General features: G+C 42.4%; 20 protein-coding genes. All 20 read left to right on the plus strand.

Annotated elements, in window-relative coordinates; genetic code table 11:
- Positions 1-12 precede the first annotated feature (12 nt).
- The 20 genes from ABFY19_RS05290 (at position 13) to ABFY19_RS05385 (ending at position 17,937) form a co-directional block, all read left to right on the plus strand.
- A complete protein-coding gene (locus ABFY19_RS05290; protein ID WP_418792204.1) occupies positions 13-1,920 on the plus strand; it encodes a polysaccharide biosynthesis protein in 1,908 nt (635 codons plus the stop codon).
- Between the two features lie 59 nt (positions 1,921-1,979).
- A complete protein-coding gene (locus ABFY19_RS05295) occupies positions 1,980-2,828 on the plus strand; it encodes a metallophosphoesterase (RefSeq protein ID WP_418792205.1) in 849 nt (282 codons plus the stop codon).
- A gap of 38 nt (positions 2,829-2,866) precedes the next feature.
- Positions 2,867-3,982, plus strand: a complete 1,116-nt coding sequence (locus ABFY19_RS05300) for a nucleotidyltransferase family protein (protein WP_418792206.1) — start codon at positions 2,867-2,869, stop codon at positions 3,980-3,982.
- Positions 3,979-5,931, plus strand: a complete 1,953-nt coding sequence (locus ABFY19_RS05305) for an asparagine synthase-related protein (protein ID WP_418792207.1) — start codon at positions 3,979-3,981, stop codon at positions 5,929-5,931. Before ABFY19_RS05300 ends, ABFY19_RS05305 begins: the two co-directional genes overlap by 4 nt.
- Complete coding sequence (locus ABFY19_RS05310; RefSeq protein WP_418792208.1) at positions 5,928-6,062, plus strand: paeninodin family lasso peptide; 135 nt, start codon at positions 5,928-5,930, stop codon at positions 6,060-6,062. Before ABFY19_RS05305 ends, ABFY19_RS05310 begins: the two co-directional genes overlap by 4 nt.
- Positions 6,063-6,269: 207 nt before the next feature.
- Positions 6,270-7,199: an HPr kinase/phosphorylase gene (locus ABFY19_RS05315; RefSeq protein ID WP_418792209.1), complete on the plus strand. Its 930-nt coding sequence runs from the start codon at positions 6,270-6,272 to the stop codon at positions 7,197-7,199.
- 3 nt (positions 7,200-7,202) lie between these two features.
- Positions 7,203-7,511, plus strand: a complete 309-nt coding sequence (locus tag ABFY19_RS05320; protein WP_418792210.1) for a lasso peptide biosynthesis PqqD family chaperone — start codon at positions 7,203-7,205, stop codon at positions 7,509-7,511.
- A gap of 38 nt (positions 7,512-7,549) precedes the next feature.
- Complete coding sequence (locus ABFY19_RS05325) at positions 7,550-7,978, plus strand: lasso peptide biosynthesis B2 protein (RefSeq protein ID WP_418792211.1); 429 nt, start codon at positions 7,550-7,552, stop codon at positions 7,976-7,978.
- 28 nt (positions 7,979-8,006) lie between these two features.
- Positions 8,007-8,273, plus strand: coding sequence for a PqqD family protein (locus ABFY19_RS05330; protein ID WP_418792212.1), 267 nt, complete (start codon positions 8,007-8,009; stop codon positions 8,271-8,273).
- On the plus strand, positions 8,270-9,433 hold the full coding sequence (locus ABFY19_RS05335; RefSeq protein ID WP_418792213.1) for a radical SAM protein: 1,164 nt from the start codon (positions 8,270-8,272) through the stop codon (positions 9,431-9,433). The genes ABFY19_RS05330 and ABFY19_RS05335 overlap by 4 nt, the downstream gene beginning before the upstream one ends.
- Positions 9,434-9,515: 82 nt before the next feature.
- Positions 9,516-9,689 (plus strand): hypothetical protein, encoded by a 174-nt coding sequence (locus tag ABFY19_RS05340; protein WP_418792214.1) that lies wholly within the window; start codon positions 9,516-9,518, stop codon positions 9,687-9,689.
- Between the two features lie 124 nt (positions 9,690-9,813).
- Entirely contained in the window at positions 9,814-10,059 is a 246-nt protein-coding gene (locus tag ABFY19_RS05345) for a hypothetical protein (RefSeq protein WP_418792215.1), read from the plus strand.
- Between the two features lie 74 nt (positions 10,060-10,133).
- Positions 10,134-11,003, plus strand: a complete 870-nt coding sequence (locus ABFY19_RS05350) for a hypothetical protein (RefSeq protein WP_418792216.1) — start codon at positions 10,134-10,136, stop codon at positions 11,001-11,003.
- Complete coding sequence (locus ABFY19_RS05355) at positions 10,985-11,491, plus strand: S24/S26 family peptidase (RefSeq protein ID WP_418792217.1); 507 nt, start codon at positions 10,985-10,987, stop codon at positions 11,489-11,491. The genes ABFY19_RS05350 and ABFY19_RS05355 overlap by 19 nt, the downstream gene beginning before the upstream one ends.
- An 8-nt stretch (positions 11,492-11,499) precedes the next feature.
- Positions 11,500-13,182, plus strand: coding sequence for an ABC transporter ATP-binding protein (locus ABFY19_RS05360; protein ID WP_418792218.1), 1,683 nt, complete (start codon positions 11,500-11,502; stop codon positions 13,180-13,182).
- Between the two features lie 120 nt (positions 13,183-13,302).
- A complete protein-coding gene (locus ABFY19_RS05365; protein WP_418792219.1) occupies positions 13,303-13,569 on the plus strand; it encodes a PqqD family protein in 267 nt (88 codons plus the stop codon).
- 34 nt (positions 13,570-13,603) lie between these two features.
- Positions 13,604-14,461, plus strand: a complete 858-nt coding sequence (locus ABFY19_RS05370) for a hypothetical protein (protein ID WP_418792220.1) — start codon at positions 13,604-13,606, stop codon at positions 14,459-14,461.
- A 136-nt stretch (positions 14,462-14,597) separates the two neighbouring features.
- Positions 14,598-15,074 (plus strand): hypothetical protein, encoded by a 477-nt coding sequence (locus ABFY19_RS05375; RefSeq protein WP_418792221.1) that lies wholly within the window; start codon positions 14,598-14,600, stop codon positions 15,072-15,074.
- A gap of 292 nt (positions 15,075-15,366) precedes the next feature.
- A complete protein-coding gene (locus ABFY19_RS05380) occupies positions 15,367-15,807 on the plus strand; it encodes a hypothetical protein (RefSeq protein WP_418792222.1) in 441 nt (146 codons plus the stop codon).
- A 246-nt stretch (positions 15,808-16,053) separates the two neighbouring features.
- The gene (locus ABFY19_RS05385; RefSeq protein ID WP_418792539.1) at positions 16,054-17,937 is read left to right on the plus strand and encodes an MSCRAMM family protein; all 1,884 of its coding nucleotides are present in this window, start codon (positions 16,054-16,056) and stop codon (positions 17,935-17,937) included.
- The last annotated feature ends 45 nt before the right edge of the window (positions 17,938-17,982 follow it).

The following is a 17,982-nucleotide window of genomic DNA, read 5'->3' on the forward strand; positions in this document are numbered from 1 at the left end:
CGGGTGGTTGTTATGAGTTACCAAACAAGAATTTTCTTCCTAAGCATAATAGATGCTGCAATTGTAGCACTTGCGGTAATCCTTTCATATTTAATCAGGTTTGATTTTCAGATTGTGCCGCAATATTTCAGCTTGCTTCCATATGCCGTATTTGGACATGCTGTTCTTTTTATAATTATTTTTAACAGGTTGGATATGTATCGGAGAATATGGAAGTATGCCAGTATTGGTGAACTGGTTCAATTAGTAAAAGCAGCTGCTTTTACAGAAATTGTTTTTTTTCTTATTTACTCTGTTTTGCATCAGCAATATCCGGAAATTATAGTTCCTCGCTCAATTTTTTTCCTGGCATGGATGTTGATAATATTTGGGATTGGCGGGGCTAGGATGTTTTGGCGGATGTTCCGGGATTCTTACATGAGCCGGCGGCACCGGACAGGCAATCACCGAACCCTGATTGTTGGCGCAGGTCAAGCTGGGGTATTGGTGGCCAAAGAACTTAAGCACTCTTCTGATTCATATCCGGTAGCCTTTATTGATGATGACCAAACTAAACTGAATTTAGAGATTATGGGAATGCCTGTTCTGGGTGGGCGGGACAGGATACACGAAATAGTGAAGAGCCATGATATTGAAAAGATAATAATTGCTATTCCTTCTGCATCTCAGTCTGAAATAATCCGGATTATTGAAATATGTAAAAACACCGGGGTTAAGCTTATGATTTTGCCGAACGCATCAGACCTAATCACTAAACGGTTTTCAGTAAGCATGATTAGAGAAGTCAGTGTTGAGGACCTGTTGGGGAGAGACCAGGTGAATGTTGACCTGGAGGGTGTAGCAAATTATGTTACCTGTCAGGTGATTCTGGTTACGGGGGCCGGTGGTTCTATTGGTTCTGAGCTCTGCCGTCAGATTGTTGCTTTTGCCCCTGAGAAACTTATTCTTTTGGGACATGGTGAAAACAGCATTTATGATATTGAGATGGAGCTCAAAAAAACACATCCCGATCAGAACATAGTTGCGATTATAGCTGATATCCAAGACCGGCAGGGCATCAATGAAGTTTTTGCCGCTCATCGTCCGGCAGTTGTATTTCATGCCGCCGCTCACAAGCATGTACCCTTGATGGAGAGCAATCCTGTGGAAGCTGTCAAAAATAATGTCCTGGGTACCCGAAATGTTGCGGAATGTGCACATGAATACGGAGCTTCACGTTTTGTCATGATCTCAACAGATAAGGCGGTTAATCCTACCAGCATAATGGGTGCTACCAAGCGGGTGGCCGAGCTGTTTGTCCAGGGGCTGGGAAGGATAAGTCCAACTAAGTTTGTGGCGGTAAGGTTTGGCAATGTTCTGGGCAGTCGGGGCAGTGTTATCCCTTTATTTAAGAAACAAATTGCTGATGGCGGCCCGGTTACTGTCACCGACCCTAATATGGTCCGCTATTTTATGACAATCCCTGAGGCAGTTCAGTTGGTTATTCAGGCAGGAGCTTTTGCTGAGGGGGGCGAGATATTTATTTTGGACATGGGCCAACCGGTTAAAATAGATGACTTGGCCAGGGACTTGATTCGCCTGTCTGGATTGGAACCGGACCGGGATATTGAAATTACATATACCGGTATTCGCCCTGGAGAAAAGCTTTATGAAGAAATATTAACTAATGAAGAAGGTATTTCCGCCACAAGAAATGACCGTATTTTTGTAGGCCAGCCGGGGGACTATTCCTGGGATGAACTGCAGTTTATGGTGCGAAAACTTGAAAAAGCAGTCACCAGAAATCAAGCTGCGGAACGGGCCGGAGAAATCAGGGAACTGCTGCAGCAGATTGTGCCTGCTTACCATTTACCGGTCTATAAAAGGGCTGTGGTTGAGGAAATCATGCAAAGCCGTAGCGAAACAGCTGCCGGTAAATAAGAATATAAACGGTAAATAAGATTATAAATACGAAGGAATTAACTTAAGGAGTATTTTTCATGACAGTATTGAAAGCCATCTGGAGAATGATAGTTTTTGTTCTCCAATCCTTGCTTACCACTGTTCTAATAGCGGCACTTCTGTTATTTTATGCCGCAAAAATTGAACCTGATTGGATACAGGTAAAGGAACAACCAGTCTATATAGAAAACCTGCCCGCGGCTTTTGAGGGGTTCAGGATTGTTCAGTTTTCTGACTTGCATGGCAAATTATTTCCCGATAAGGGCCTGGTAACCCAGGTTAATGCTTTGAAGCCTGACATTGTTGTGATTACGGGTGACTTATTTGATGAGTACAATGAAACACCTCTGGAATATGCGGACAATGTATTGGGTGGATTAACTGCGCCATATGGGGTGTATTTCGTCTATGGCAATAATGATACATATCTCGGCTACAATAAAATTAAAACAGCTCTGGAGCAATTGGACATCAAGACACTTGCAAATGAAGAAGTAAGTCTTGAGGCAAAAGGTGAATCTATAAGTTTGATTGGTCTAAATTACACCCGTTCTGTACAGAAAACGAGTGACTTTGCAGATATAATGACTAATGGCGGGGATCCGGCGATAGTGCTGACCCACCGGCCGGAAATCATTGATGCCGCCTCAGTGGCAGGCGTTGAACTTGTCCTGGCAGGGCATACCCATGGCGGGCAGATCAAGTCCCCATATGTACCCAAGTCTTTACATATTGTCAAAAAGGGGTATGAAAAATACATGGCCGGACTGTTTAAAGTGGGTGAAACACAGATGTATGTTACCAGGGGGCTGGGCGTAAACAATATTCCGCTGCGTTTCCTCACCAGGCCTGAGATAACTGTTATTACTTTACACCCGAGTAATTGAAGGCAGGGAATATAGGGCTTTTTTTGGAGGATAATGGTATGTGTGAATCAGGTTTGCTCCGGATATTTAAAACAGGTTCGGCAGCAGAGGCGGATATTTTGGATTGGAATGCCGTACTTAACGAGGCCCAAAGGCATCAGGTTATGGAACTGTTGGCCAAAATAGTCAAACAGGCCCCTGAAGGTGCTGTGCCTTCCGAGGTTGTTGCTGTTTTAAAGAAATTGTATTCCTGCACCTTTATGGGTAATCTCTGGCGGGCCCAAGAAACAGAAAATATAATCCTGTTGCTGGAAAAGGCCGGCATCAGGTGTATTATCCTTAAAGGAATCGCCTTGGCCGAAAGGTTATATGGGGATATCGGTGTCAGGAACAGTTGGGATATCGACCTCCTGGTGGAACGTGACAAACTGCCTTTGGCTGTGGAAGCACTTGAGCTGGACGGCTACGAACAAAAGAAACACAATGTGGATTTATTGCTGGCGGATTTAGAGCATGATATCAGGATGGAAAAGAAAACAGCTTTTGGGTCCTGCTGGATTGAACTTCATTATAAATATACGCATCGGCGGAGCCAAAACATTGACATGGAAGAAGTATGGGAAAGGGCACGTGCCGGAGCATTTGGTGACGGTAAAACTTTGGTCTGGGAGTTGTCACCTTTAGACTTGCTCTTAAGTATATGCATGCATTCAGCAGGACATAATTTTATCATTTTTAGAACTGTTCTTGATGTAGTAAAGGCTATTGAGGTAGAAGGCAGGCATGTTGACTGGAATGAATTTGTCCGGCTCGCAAAAAAATACGGGGTTTCGTACAGGGTATATGCTTCTCTATATTATGCATTCATAATGTTTCACTCACGGGTTCCGGCTGCTGTTCTTGCAGATTTGAAACCTCCCGCTTATATACGTTATTTATTGGCAAAGGAATGTTTGCCTGACAGTCTGCCAAAGGGGCTGACTTCTTTAACCAGCGGTGTAATCCGGAATGAAGGTGTTTTTGGTTACTTGTTTGCAGAGTGGCGCAGAATATTTCCGCCAATTTTAAGGGTAAGGACCCTCAATAACGTAGGTGCCTTCAGGGCTTTGTTGTTTTATCCGAAGCGCCTGGTATATTTGGTTTCTAAGCCATTTGGAGTGAAGAGAAATAAGTGAGTGCAATAGCCGGTATTTATCATTTGAATAATGAACCAATAACTATTGAGCATGGCATTAACATGATGCAGGTTTTGTGGAAATATCCTGCTGATGATGTTCAGGTATGGCATGACAATAATACATTTCTGGGTTGTCATGCCCAGTGGATAACTCCGGAATCTGTCGGTGAAAGACTGCCTTACTTTGACAGTGCCGGGCAGTTGGCCATAACTGCTGATGCTATCATTGACAATCGTTGTGAGTTGTTTGAGGCTTTGCGGGTGGAACACGCGCTTAGGAAGGAGATGCCTGATAGTGAGTTGATTTTGCTTGCTTACCAAAAGTGGGGCGAGGATGTTCCAAAGTATTTGATAGGTGATTTTGCCTTTATGATTTGGGACATTAAAAAGAGCCGGCTTTTTGGGGCCAGAGATTTTTCCGGGAACCGGACCCTCTACTTTTACCGCAGCTATCAGCGGTTTGCCTTTTGTACAATTATGCAGCCATTGTTTTCATTACCATATGTTGAAAAAAAATTAAATGAACAGTGGCTTGCCGAATTCCTGGCCATGCCTGACATGTATGAAACTATAGATCCCTTTTCGACAGTCTATAAAAATATAGAACAAATACCTCCTTCCCATACAATCTCTGTTGCGGGCTCAACAATAAGGTTTTCCCGGTACTTAACATTAGCGGCAGATAAAAAACTACGCTTAAAATCAAACCAGGAATATGAAGAAGCATTCCGTGAGGTGTTCCAAAGCGCCGTAAAGGCACGGATTCGTACTCATCGTCCTGTGGGCTCCCATTTGAGCGGAGGTCTGGATTCCGGTTCGGTAGCCGCTTTTGCTGCTAAGGCTTTGCAGGAGGAGAATAAAAAATTACATACCTTCAGCTATGTTCCGGCAAGTGGTTTTACAGATTGGACCCCCAAGCATCGCTTGGCTGATGAAAGGTTATATATGCATTCGGTTGTACGGCATGCAGGGAATATTGAAGCTAACTACCTGGATTTTGCCGGGAAAAGCCCATTGTCGGCAGTTGATGAAATGCTTGATTTGCTTGAGATGCCCTACAAATTTGCTGAAAACTCTTATTGGATTAAGGGGATATATGAAGCAGCCTTCCAACAGGGAATAGGAGTGATGCTGGCAGGTGCCAGGGGCAATCTCACCATATCGTGGGGGCCGGCTTTGGATTATTACGTGATGCTTCTAAAAAGAATCCATTGGCTACGTCTTTACCGTGAAATACAGCAATACAGTAAAAACCTTGGCATTAGCCGGTTACGAATTATGTCGGCTCTGAAAAAAAAGGTCCTGGCGTCCGTAAAACAAAATTTTGGTTCCCGGGGTCAGGGTAATTTCCCCATATTTATCAACCCTGAGCTTGCCAAGAGAACTAATGTGTTCGCAAGGCTGCGGGAAAGTGGTATCAACCCTGACGGTTTATTTCCGTATAACAGATATGTGGCTAAGGAAAAACACTTTAATCATATATTTGCCTGGATGGCAAACGGCACACTTAGTAGCAAGATTTCTTTACAGTATTCTTTATGGGAGCGTGACCCTTCAAATGATATAAGGGTTGTCAGGTTTTGTTTATCAGTTCCTGAAGAACAATTTGTGCAAAACGGCTTGGACCGGTCTCTTATTCGGAGGGTCACACAAAATATCCTGCCTGATAAAGTCAGGTTAAATCAGCGGGTCCGGGGTTTTCAAAGTGCTGATGGAGTTTATAGGATGCTTGATTCCTGGGATGATTTTATTGAGGAAATGCGGCAAATTGCTGCAGACCCGACAGCCTCTGAGATATTTGACACACAGGTTATTACTGATGCTATTACTAAGATCAGGGAACCGAAACTCGAATATATAGGTGATACCAATTTTAAAATTTTAATGCGCAGTTTAATAGTATACAGATTTATAAATAAAATTTCCGGGAAGGAGGTGAAGAAATGAAAAAGGAATGGCAAAAACCCGCTGTGGAGGTTCTTGATATAGCCGCTACAAAATACGGATCAGGGGTCAATACTGTTGATTGGAGTTATCAGGATGACGATGAAGAAGTATTTTTGCATGCCAACAGTTAACTGGCCAATTTGTTAATGATGGTTAAATGTTTATTATTTAACCCTTATACTGTTTGATAGTATGAGGGCCTTTTTTAGCAGATAGGAAAGTATAAATTTTATCCTATCTGCATAAAAAAGGCTAAGCTTCGCCTCATAGTATATTTTAGTGCTTAGCGAAGCTAAGCCTTTTTAAAAAAAATGGTCTGCTCGCCTGGAGTGAAAAAAATGATAGTTGTTGCAACAAAAATGGTCTATAAGGCATTCGGAATGAAGCTGTTAAGTGAAATTCCTTTTCCAGAACTGCATCAAATCTGTGGAAACGGGAATATGGCTGATGTTGTTATTGAAATTTCCGATTTAACCGGATTATGGTCCAAACTTGCCCTGAGGGATGAAAAAATTATCTATACCCCAGAACTTATAATGTTTCAGCTTCATGATACGGCTATTTTTTGTATCCGAGAGGGGAAAAAAATCACTGTTTCACCTCTGCCGGAATTTGATGTCGATATGGTCAGGGTATATATTTTGGGAACCTGTATGGGAGTGCTGCTGCTGCAGAGGAAAGTGCTGCCCTTACATGGGAGCGCAGTTGCTATAAATGGCAGAGCATATGGGTTCATCGGCGATTCCGGAACAGGGAAATCTACTCTTGCCGCAGCCTTTATAAGCAGGGGCTATCAACTTGTGAGTGATGATGTGTTGGCAGTATCTGTTTCTCATGAGGGGATTCCGTTAATTACGCCATCTTACCCGCAGCAAAAGCTATGGCAGGAATCTTTAAATGAGCTGGGAATGAAAGCAGACCGTTATCGTCATATATATCAAAGGGAACACAAATTTGCAGTACCGGTACCGGAGGATTTTTTTACTGAACCATTGCCGCTGGCAGGATTGTTTGAATTACTGGTTACCGGCAATGAAACACTGGAAATTCGCCGGATTGAACGACTTGAAAGACTGCGTACCATTTATTATCAGACCTACCGCAAATTCCTTATCTCCCGGCTTGCTTTGATGGAGTGGCATTTTAAGACTTCGGCAAATATTGCGGACCGGATTGATATGTTCCAATTGCGCCGTCCCTGTGCCGGTTTTACTGCTCCTCATTTGGCATCGCTAATTTTAAGTACTATTAATCAGGAGGAGGAATGATGCATGAACACAAGCCAAGGCATACAAACCAATCACACTGTTATCAGGACTAAAGACAATATAGTGAGTGAAATGGATGGAGAAAAAGTCCTCCTGAGTATTCGTAATGGCAAGTATTACAATTTGGGCAAAGTCGGGGGCAGAATTTGGGACCTTATGGAAAGCCAAATTTCTGCTAATGATTTAATTGCTGTCTTAGTGTCTGAATATGAAGTAGCTCAACATGAATGTGAAGAGCAGGTAATTTCTTTTTTGGAACACTTGCTAAAGGAAGGCTTAATTATTTCCGATGCTATTATAGCAGAAGAGTAGGAATGCTAATGGGATTTGCAAAACGCGTAAGTCGGTTTATGTCATTGAATAGAAGAACGAAGCTCTTATTTATTGAGGCTTATCTTTATTTAGGATGGGCCAGGTTTCTTGTATATTTGCCATTCTCATGGGTTGCTCCTTATTTGGGAGAGCAGATGCGGGAGTCGCCTTTTTGCCTGGAACGGGCGCATATAATTACAATAAAGCATATATATAACGCTATCAAGGTCATGAGCCGCCATACCTTATGGGAAAGTGCCTGTCTTGTCCGGGCAATAGCTGCCCTGAAAATGCTGCAGAGAAGAAATATTGAAAGCACCCTTTATTTAGGGACAGCCAAAGATGAAAATGCCAAGTTAATAGCTCATGCTTGGCTGCGCAGCGGCCCCTTTTACATAACAGGAGCGGAAGAAATGAAGAAGTTTGCCGTGGCCGGGAAAATATCGCCAATGATAAAAAACAGTTAAAATGCGACGGGGGGGGCAGGAGATTAAGATGAAAATTAAAGAAGGCTATCTTGTCAGGGAAATCGCAGATTGTCATATTGTTGTGCCAATAGGTGATAAAGTTATAGAATTCAAGGGGATCATGACTTTGAATGATACAGGCCGCTTTATCTGGAAATGCCTGTCTGATGATATTACATACGAACAATTACTGTCAGCTATTTTAGATGAATATGAAGTTGATGAAGCCACTGCTGGTGCCGACCTTGACGAATTTCTGGAAAATGCCCGGCAAAGCGGGGTTCTTGAGGAATGAGTACTAAAAGTGAAAAAATAGAAAAAAAAATAATGGATAACGATCAACTTTCCCAAAGCTGGGAAAGTTCTCAGATTACCCTGGCTGGATATGCCGCGCAAAGGCATATTCCTCTAGGCGGTACATTTGAATTAACACCAAGATGCAATTTGAAGTGTAAAATGTGTTACATAAGGCTTGATAAACGTGAAATGGACCTGATAGGCAGGGAAAGGACGGCAGGTGAGTGGATTGATCTTGCCAAAGAAGCCATTGCTGCCGGGACACTGAATCTTTTGATTACTGGCGGGGAGCCCTTGCTGCGGGATGACTTTGCAGAAATATATACAGCCTTGACGATGATGGGGTTTATAATTACTTTAAATACTAATGGTACCCTTATAACTCCTGAAATACTTGAACTCTTTAAGAAATACCCGCCCACCGCAACAAATGTAACTTTATACGGAGCAAACCCGCAAACTTATGAGGCCATTTGCGGAAATCCTGAAGCATTTTATGCCACAATCAGGGGTCTGGAAATGCTCACAGAGGTTCCAACGGCGCTTGAAGTTCGGACGACATTCATTCGTGATAATATGCATGAATTAAATGCACTTCGTGAAATAGCCAATAAATATACAAAACGCTTTGGAATCAATATAACAGTGAATAAGGCTGTCCGAGGGTCATGTTCCGATGCGGAAAATTGCAGGTTGACACCGGTTCAAATGTTTGACCTTATTGAGGCTAATACGGAATACTATCGGTCACTTAACAGTGGAACGGAAGTTGCTATGGAAAAGAATATGGAGACTGATAACTATGTGCAGGCAAAAGCATATGGATTTGACCTTCCTCCTAAAATAATTACTTGTCTGGCGGCAAAATCAATGTACTGGATTACCTGGGACGGCAAGATGCTGCCCTGCGGCTCATTTGCAAGCCCGTATACATTGCCGTGTGAAGAGGGTTTCAAACAGGCATGGGACCGTTTGCCGGCCTTGTTTGAGGATATATCACTCCCTGAGGAATGCCGGAAATGTGAATATGCCAATGGCAGATGTTCTAATTGTCCGGCCATACTTCAAACGGAAACCGGTTCTTTTAACCGGATTCATCCCTATATTTGTGAAGTTGCTAAAGAGAGAGCAAGACGTTTTGAAAAAAAGAATTTTTAATTAATACTAGACAACTTTTATAAAATATGGTAATTTTAAAGTAAGAATTTTTAGATTATTTTTTGTGAGTGAGGTGTTAACGGTGAAAAAAGTATATATGAAACCTGAGTTGGATGCAAAGGCTTATGCCCAGTTTGAAAATGTTTTTACAGAATGTACTAAGGGCAATGCTATTCCTCAAGGTTGTACAAGTTATGTCGATTGGACACCTAGCGAACCTACTGAAGCAGCTTACAAAATTCAATCAAGCATATAAAATCATTCCAAAATATAAATTTAAGTAGCATATAAATTCACCGGGCACACTCTCGTGTGCTTGTTTTTCTTTTATTTGATACCTAATAAATGCTATTCATCTTCTTTAAGTGGGGGGACTTTAGATGAGCAAAAAGATTATATCTGTCATATTTCTTGTTGTTTCAGTTATTGGTGTTGTTGTAATTATTAACAGTGTTAGATGGGGAAAGGAAGCGGCAAATTCTATTTTAAGCGGTGCAGGCGGTATGGATACATCACTTTATTTAGTCATTCTTGAAAGATCTATTGTTTCTTACCAGTTGTTAGGAGCAGCTTTATTGGTAATAGGGGGAATTGGTTTTATTAAGATTATGAAAAAGCTCTATTAAGAAATTTGCCGACACAAGTTCGTTCTAACTATATTTCTGATCGAAATCTAAAATTAGTTTGGAGGAGAAGCCTCTTGACGAAATATTGTATTTCTGATTTGATTATAGAAATAGCTGCTCCTGAGTGGGTTTTGCATGACAACTTTAAATTTTTTTCGTGTAAAAATGGTAATCCTGATGTTTACTGCAAAGTTAAATTTGAAAAACGTCCGGGAAAACCAGCTGCCGGAGTTAAGATAATTGCCAAAACGCCGGGGACCTTGATTTTCGAATATGAAAAGCATATTCATAATTTAAGTGGTGATGAACATGACATTCCGTGTTATACTACGGCATCAATGGACTGGTCTTCATATACGATGTTCATAGACCCTGAATACAACAATCCAAATGATGATGCAATTGTCCAAACTGTAAAAGAAGGTATTTTTGTCTCTTTACGAGAGGCTGTTATTGGAAGATTGGCACAAAAAAATGGCCTTATTATTCATTCGAGTACAATATTATGGCAGGGAAGGGCCATTATGTTTTCCGCACCATCCGGAACCGGTAAATCTACACATGCTCACCTTTGGCAGCAATTATATAATACTCCGATCTTAGACGGGGATGCCGCCGCCTGCCGGATTATAGATGGAAGCCCTATCGTCTATGGCCTGCCCTGGTGCGGCACATCGGGAGAATTCATTAATCAAAGCGCCCCTCTTGGAGCAATAGTGTTTTTGCAGCAGTCCAAGGAGAACAGTATCGTAAGGCTTGATTTCAGAGAAAGTGTACTCAGGCTTGCCGCAAGGTGTTTTCTATTGCCTTGGAGCAATGAACTGATGAATCAATATTTGGATACGGTACAGGAAATTACCGCTGAGACTGAGTGTTTCCTGCTTAATTGCTTGCCTGATTTTGAGGCTGTGGAGTTGGTGAAAAAGTGCCTGCAAATAACTTAAGCCAAGGGTATATTTCTGCGGACCAGTGGTCTTCAGCGATAATGCCGATTTTGGCTGAAGGTCATACCTTAAGATTACCTTTTGAAGGCTTAAGCATGCATCCTTTGCTAGTTGGAGGAAGGGATGAGGTGATTATTGCGGCGGCATCAGAAAAGCAGTTGAAGCGCGGAGATATTGTTCTATACAAAAGGAATGACGGCACACATGTCCTGCACCGGATTCACCATATAAAAAACTCGATGTATTATATGGTTGGAGATGCTCAGACCTGGATTGAGGGTCCTATCAGGGAAGAACAGGTCCTGGCATTTGTCACGGAAATTATCAGAAAAGGGAAAACAATCCCTTGCAGTGACTGTGGTTACCGGCTTATTTCCGGTTTGTGGCTGCTGGCTCGTCCTTTAAGACCACAAATAATAAAAAATCTTTCTCATCTGCGGTTTTTTTTGAAACCCTTAGTACTATTATTGGAGCGCGGGAAGTCATGAGTGGAATAGTGCGAAAAACACGACAATTGATACAATGGATTAAGCCGAATCTCATGCAATTTATTCCGGTACTGGCAGTTATTATGCTTATTCAGGTACTGGGGTCATTGATGAGTGTGGCAACAGCCCTTGCGTCTAAAAACATGATCGATTACGCGGTTGCCAATGAGCTTCGCTTAGCTGCTATTGTTGCCGGGGTTTTTGTTTTGCTGGTTATCGGCAATCTTTTAATGCAAGTAGGTGTATCACTGCTTTCGGTAAGGGTTACAGAGTCATTATCTAATTCTATGCGGCAGCGGGTTTTTCACCGGCTGCTGGGAACAGAATGGCAGTCTCTGACTGCTTATCATAGTGGTGACCTATTAACTCGTATGACCAGTGATGTTAGCAATATCACGAATACGATTGTCAATGTAATTCCTGGCATGTTTGCTTTAGCAGCCCAATTAGTGGCATCATTTTCCGCATTATTGTATTTTGAACCATACCTTGCTGTTTTTGCTTTTGTTCTGGGCCCTTGTTCGGTAATTTTCAGCCGCATCTGGGGACGCACATTAAAACATCTGCAAATTAAAGTCCAGGAATCTGAAAGTGCTTATCGTTCTCACCTGCAGGAAGCACTGCAAAACTTTATTGTCATTAAGTGTTTCGGTTTAGAGAAACATAATGAGGATAGTTTGCAAAGACTGCATGAAAACAGGATGAAATGGGTCATTAAAAAGAACAAGAAAACACTTGCGGCCAACAATATGATAGCTTTGGGATATTGGTCGGGATATATGCTGGCATTTGGCTGGGGTGCATATCGCTTGTCTCAGAAAGCAATCAGCTTTGGTACAATGACTGCTTTTCTTCAATTAGTGCAGCAGGTGCAGGGACCATTTGTCGGGTTAGCCAGAACGATTCCCAAGCTTATTAACATGACTGCATCCATGGAGCGCTTGATAGAACTTGAGGATATGGAGAGAGAAAAAATAACCGAGCGTGTTCCTGTGATTCAAGATGTTGGAATTGTTTTTCAGGATGTCCATTTTGATTATTCACCCGGCAGGGCTGTATTGTCCAATGTAACAATACAGATTTTGCCGGGTCAGCTGGTGGCTCTGGTTGGGTCTTCCGGGGAAGGTAAAACGACCTTGATCCGGTTATTGCTTTCATTAATTCGCCCTACTTCCGGTGAACTGTATTTTACAGACAGGAACGGCAGGAGGTATGAGGTATCTGCCACTACCAGGGACTGGTTTACATATGTACCACAGGAGAACACGTTATTCAGCGGCACGATTGCGGATAATTTGCTTAGCGGCAAACCAGATGCAACGATGGAGGAAATGGAAATGGCTTTACGGATGGCTTGTGCTGCAGATTTTATTGTAAAGCTGCCACAGGGCCTGGATACGGTTGTTGGAGAACGGGGCCTGAGACTTTCTGAGGGACAGGCCCAAAGAATTGCCATTGCCCGTGCTTTTTTACGAAAAGCGCCTGTGATGATATTTGATGAAGCAACTTCGGCATTGGATGTAGAAACAGAAAAACATGTCCTGCAGGCGATGAAGGATATGGGTGATTCACGTACATGTTTAATTATTACCCATAGGTTGACAGCCTTAAAAATATGCTCAAGGGTACTCAGAATAGAAGATGGCAAATTGGTTGAAGATTTTGAAAAAATAATGTTGACCGGAAAATAATTTTTGTGGTAAAATTATACACAAATAAAAATAATATTTGTTATCGGATTCAGGGACGAGCCGTCATATTGATGTTGAATCAGCGGATATCGTCCTTTTGGTTTTTGGGGAGGTGGCTATATGGACGAATTGACAAAATTATGCCGGAATACTGCTATGATTACCAGAGTGATTGATGGGGAGGCCGTTATTATGGACCCCCAAAATGGTAAGGTAATGGCACTTAATGAAGTAGGTTCTTTAATTTGGGAATTGCTTGACGGTACTCACAATAAAAAAGCCATTCTTGATGAAATAATCCGTGAATTTGATGTTGACCGGGAACAGGCTGCAGTAGATTTGGAGGATTTTTTAGTTGTTTTAAGGTCAAAAGATTTGCTTGCATAAATATTGACAGATTTAAACGAATTGAGGGGGCAGCTTGAAAAAGATATTACTTGAATTTGCCGGGATGCCTTTTATTATTAATACATATGATGATGAAATCGCCGGGTGGTTAGCTGAACATTTCTCAGACAAGCAGGCAGAAAATGTTTCCGTAGCAGAAAAAGCTTCCGGGATTGAAATTCAAATTGAAGCTGATTCCGTACTGACAGCAGTTAATCACCATCAATATTTGGTCCAGCCGCCTGATGTAAGCTTCAATGATGGTGTTTTGATATTCAAGCATCCTTGTTATAAAGGCACATTATCACTTGCAGGGGGTAAGGGGAAGGTATGGTTTGCGGGACGGGAATTCCTGGTAAGTTACCTTAGAACGGTAGCAACAGTCAGTATTGTGAACTGCGGCGGACTCGCTTTGCATTCCTCGTGTATCCTGAGAAATGGCCGGACATATATTTTCACCGGATATTCGGGTGCAGGCAAATCGACAATTATCAAATTAACCGAAAACCCTTTGATTTATTCAGATGAAGTAACCCTGCTGAAAAAAAATCAAAACGGAATTTTCTCCATTCATCACTCCCCGTTCCGCAGTGAGTTTTATAGTAAATACCTGCCGCCAACATCATATATAGCTGGAATATTTTTTATCAGGCAGGATTCCCGGGTGTTTTTAGAAGATATCCCGGTAAAAAAGGCTTTGTTCGAAATTTTACCAATGGTCTTTTTCCCAATCAATAAAACCCAACAGTTTGAGAACAAGATATTTAACCATTGTGCCGATCTGTTGAATCAGGTGCCTGTTTTTAATCTTCATTTCCGAAAAGACGGTACCTTTTGGGACTGTATTGAAAAAAACTTAAGGAAGGAGGGAAAATGGAATGAAACAATATGATAAGCCGATGGTTGTTTTGGAAGAAGAAATTCAGTTTGAAACCCTGGTTAGCTGCCCGCTTTGGGAAGGTGACAAGGGTCAAGGTAATGTAGGAGGTTAATAAGGAAGTTAATCGTGTTTTAGCAGGTATAAGGAGATGCACTTGGATTATTCTCAGCTTTTCTGTGACGAAGTAATTAAATCAGGAAAAAGTGCTTACCTGACAGCTTCAGGCACCAGTATGTGGCCGGCTATTGTGTCAGGTATGAAGGCCGAAATTGCGCCTCTTGGGGAAGAATTGCCCCCTAAGGGAACCATGATTTTGGTAAAAGGCTGTAATGGGCTTATGGTGCACCGGTATTGGGGGATACGGTACGAAAAAAATATTCCCCTGATAATAACAAAAGGGGACACCAATTTTTGTTTTGATCCTTCGGTTACTCGCGATTTGGTATTGGGCCGGGTGGTAATGCTGCTGAATAATAAAAACGATGCACGTAACCCGAACCGGGGTTTTTGGAGGCTGTATGGACGGATGGTTTGTTCTTCGGAGGTTGCGGCAAGGTTATGGGCCAGATTATGTCGTATGGTTCTTAAGGCCATCATGCGTGTCGAAATGCATCGAAGCGTGTAGACTGAAACTTGTTGTATTTATCTACTAATAATTATAGAATATTAATATATGGAAATCGTCATGTAAAATTATGGTTAGTTGTTTTGGGGGTTAATTTTTCGGAAAATTCGTTATTTTTAACCAGGATGAAGGGAGGATTGTTTAATGAAAGAATATTCCAAGCCCGAAATTACTCATGAAGAGGAATTGAAGTTTGAAACTCAAACTAGCTGTGGCGGTCCAGACCTGCCACCATGGTAACAGATTTTTTAGTTCTTGATTTACTGATTTTAATGAAAGGAGGTGAAAAGTATTGAATAAGAACGTTCACAGACAGTATAGCGCCAGATTCGTTATTTGGCTGGTCCTGGTTATGTTAATGGTTCTGTTATTACCTGCCTCCGCTCTTGCAAGACCAACAGAGGGGGTTTCCCAGAAGACAACAATTTATGGTGCATGGAATAAATGGTACCTTCATGACCCTATTCCAACTCCTGATGAAACTACCATAAACATCGGGGAACAAGACATGATTGATTTTGATGTTGAGGCTCCTCACGAAATGCAGGTTTATGGTGAGATATGGTTGGCCGGGGTTACTGAATTTGTATATATAGATTCAATCAATGTCCACCTGGAATATGAGGAAACTCCGGGGAACTGGATTCCTTATGTCGGCAGGGACGGTAATGATGTAATCGTACCGGTGGTAAATGAACGCACTCAGGAAACTTATTTTAAAATTGATGCATAGCCAATCGATGTCAGCAATTATGATATAGTTCATTTGCCCAATGACTTCAGATGGAGGATTGAGACAGCAGGAGAAGAAAACGGTGACCCCTTTGTCCTCAATAATGAGGCTGGAGAGAACTGGCAGGGCTCCTGACTGTGTGAGCTGGAAGTAAGGATTACTTCCTCCAATGAAGACGATTTTATCAGTGGATACAAATTCAGGGACAGTAATGGCAATGGAATCTGGGATGAAGGCGAAGACGGGCTGCCTGGTTGGAAAATCAGAATGATTAATGAACAAGGCACAGTAGTTAATGAAACATACACTGATGAAGATGGCTATTACAAATTTGACATTAACAATGATTTCTATGGAAAGTTCAGGATCGAAGAAGTGTTGCAGGCCGGTTGGGAGCAAACCTTACCCTCGTTAGGCTACTACGAGGTAAACCTTGGCCCTAAAAGCTTGGAGTGGTCTGTTGACGGTATAGTATACAGTGATGAGTATATCTACCTTAAGCGCTTGCATTGCGGCGGCTCAGGCACTGTTTCGGTTAAGGTATATGGTACACATACCGGAGAATACTATCTGACATCTGAGGCCAGTCTTCATTCAATAGACTATCCGGGTCTTGTTAATTTACATTCTGATGAAGTCAGCGCCAAAATCACCGTAGTTGATAAAAACGGAAATCCTGACAGCCTGGATTTCGGTAACCGACCTGAAGAAGAATATCCTGAAGGTATGATTAGCGGACATAAATTCAAGGATAGCAACCGGAACAAGGTATGGGATTCAAGTGAAGCCGGATTGTCAAATTGGATTATCAGATTGTACTCAATTGATAGTTCCACATCAGATGACACCGGGGCAGAACCTGATTCCGAATCAGCAACGCTAGTTGCCGAAACTCTGACCGATTCCAGCGGGTACTATGAATTTACCGGCTTGGAATGGGGCCAATACAGGGTCGAAGAAGTGCAGAAATCCGGTTGGACTCAGACTGCACCTGATACAGGATGTTATGATGTGTTTATCAGTCCTAATCAGACATCAGTTGAAGACTTGGATTTCGGCAATTACCGCCCGAGCAGCAGCAGTGATGATTATGGCAGCATCAGTGGACACAAGTTCAATGACCTCAACGGGAATGGTGAATGGGATAACGATGAACCTGCACTGAGTGGCTGGACTATCGAACTCAGCAACGGTGATACTGATATTACCGATGCAGACGGTTATTACAGTTTCACCAGGCTTCCTTACGGAACCTATACTGTTACGGAAGTACAGCAGGAAGGATGGAACCAGACTGCTCCCGAATCATTCTCATTTACGGTTGATGTTAATGCCAACAATGAAAACCATACAGACCTCGATTTTGGGAATGAAGAAGAAGAAGAAATAATTATTCCACCTTCCGGAGGACCGGAACCAACTCCTGTTGAGCCGTTGGAAGTAATTGTAACCCCGAAGCGCGTTCCTGCCGGTGACCCTACAATCAGGGTAACCCCGGGGCCTGATACGACAGCTGTTTATGCATTGCTGCCTGATGGCCGTAAACTGGATCTGAAGCAGGGCAAAGACGGTGTCTGGAAAGTATCCTTTATGGTAGCTTTTGAAACAGCTGACGGGCCTTATCCCATCGAGGTTTATGCTGTTGACAAATCTGGACTTACCAGGCAGAATACTTACACTATTACTATTGATAACAGCCTGCCCTTGATGGAGATTAAGAAAACTGCCCAAACCGACGGCAACTATCTCCTGGAAATCAAGCCTTTGTTTAATGCTGTGGCTATTGATTACAGTGTGGGTGGTAACAGTGTGAAACTGAGCCGGACCCAAAAGGGACGGTGGTCGGCTGTAGTACCTGCAGGTGATGGCAGTATCAAGGCCATTGATGAATCAGGTTATCAGGTTGATCAGGCTCTCTTACTGCCGGTAATACCAGCAGCAGCAATTGAGGCTGTTTCTGCGGAGTCTTCCGAAACGCTTACTGCAGTTAAAAACACTGTGGTTAACCCGGAAACTGTAGAAAACGCGGCAATCAAAAACAGTCTGTACCTATGGGCTGCTGCAATTGTTGCTTTGTTGCTTGCCGCTGCGGTAGCTATACCGGTAAGATTACGGTCAAAGGCGAAATAAAGCCTGCCGAATAAATATCCGGACTAAAACAAAAGTCCTCTACAT

This window comes from Phosphitispora sp. TUW77 (genome assembly GCF_048453025.1).
Taxonomy (GTDB): Bacteria; Bacillota; Thermincolia; order Thermincolales; family UBA2595; genus Phosphitispora.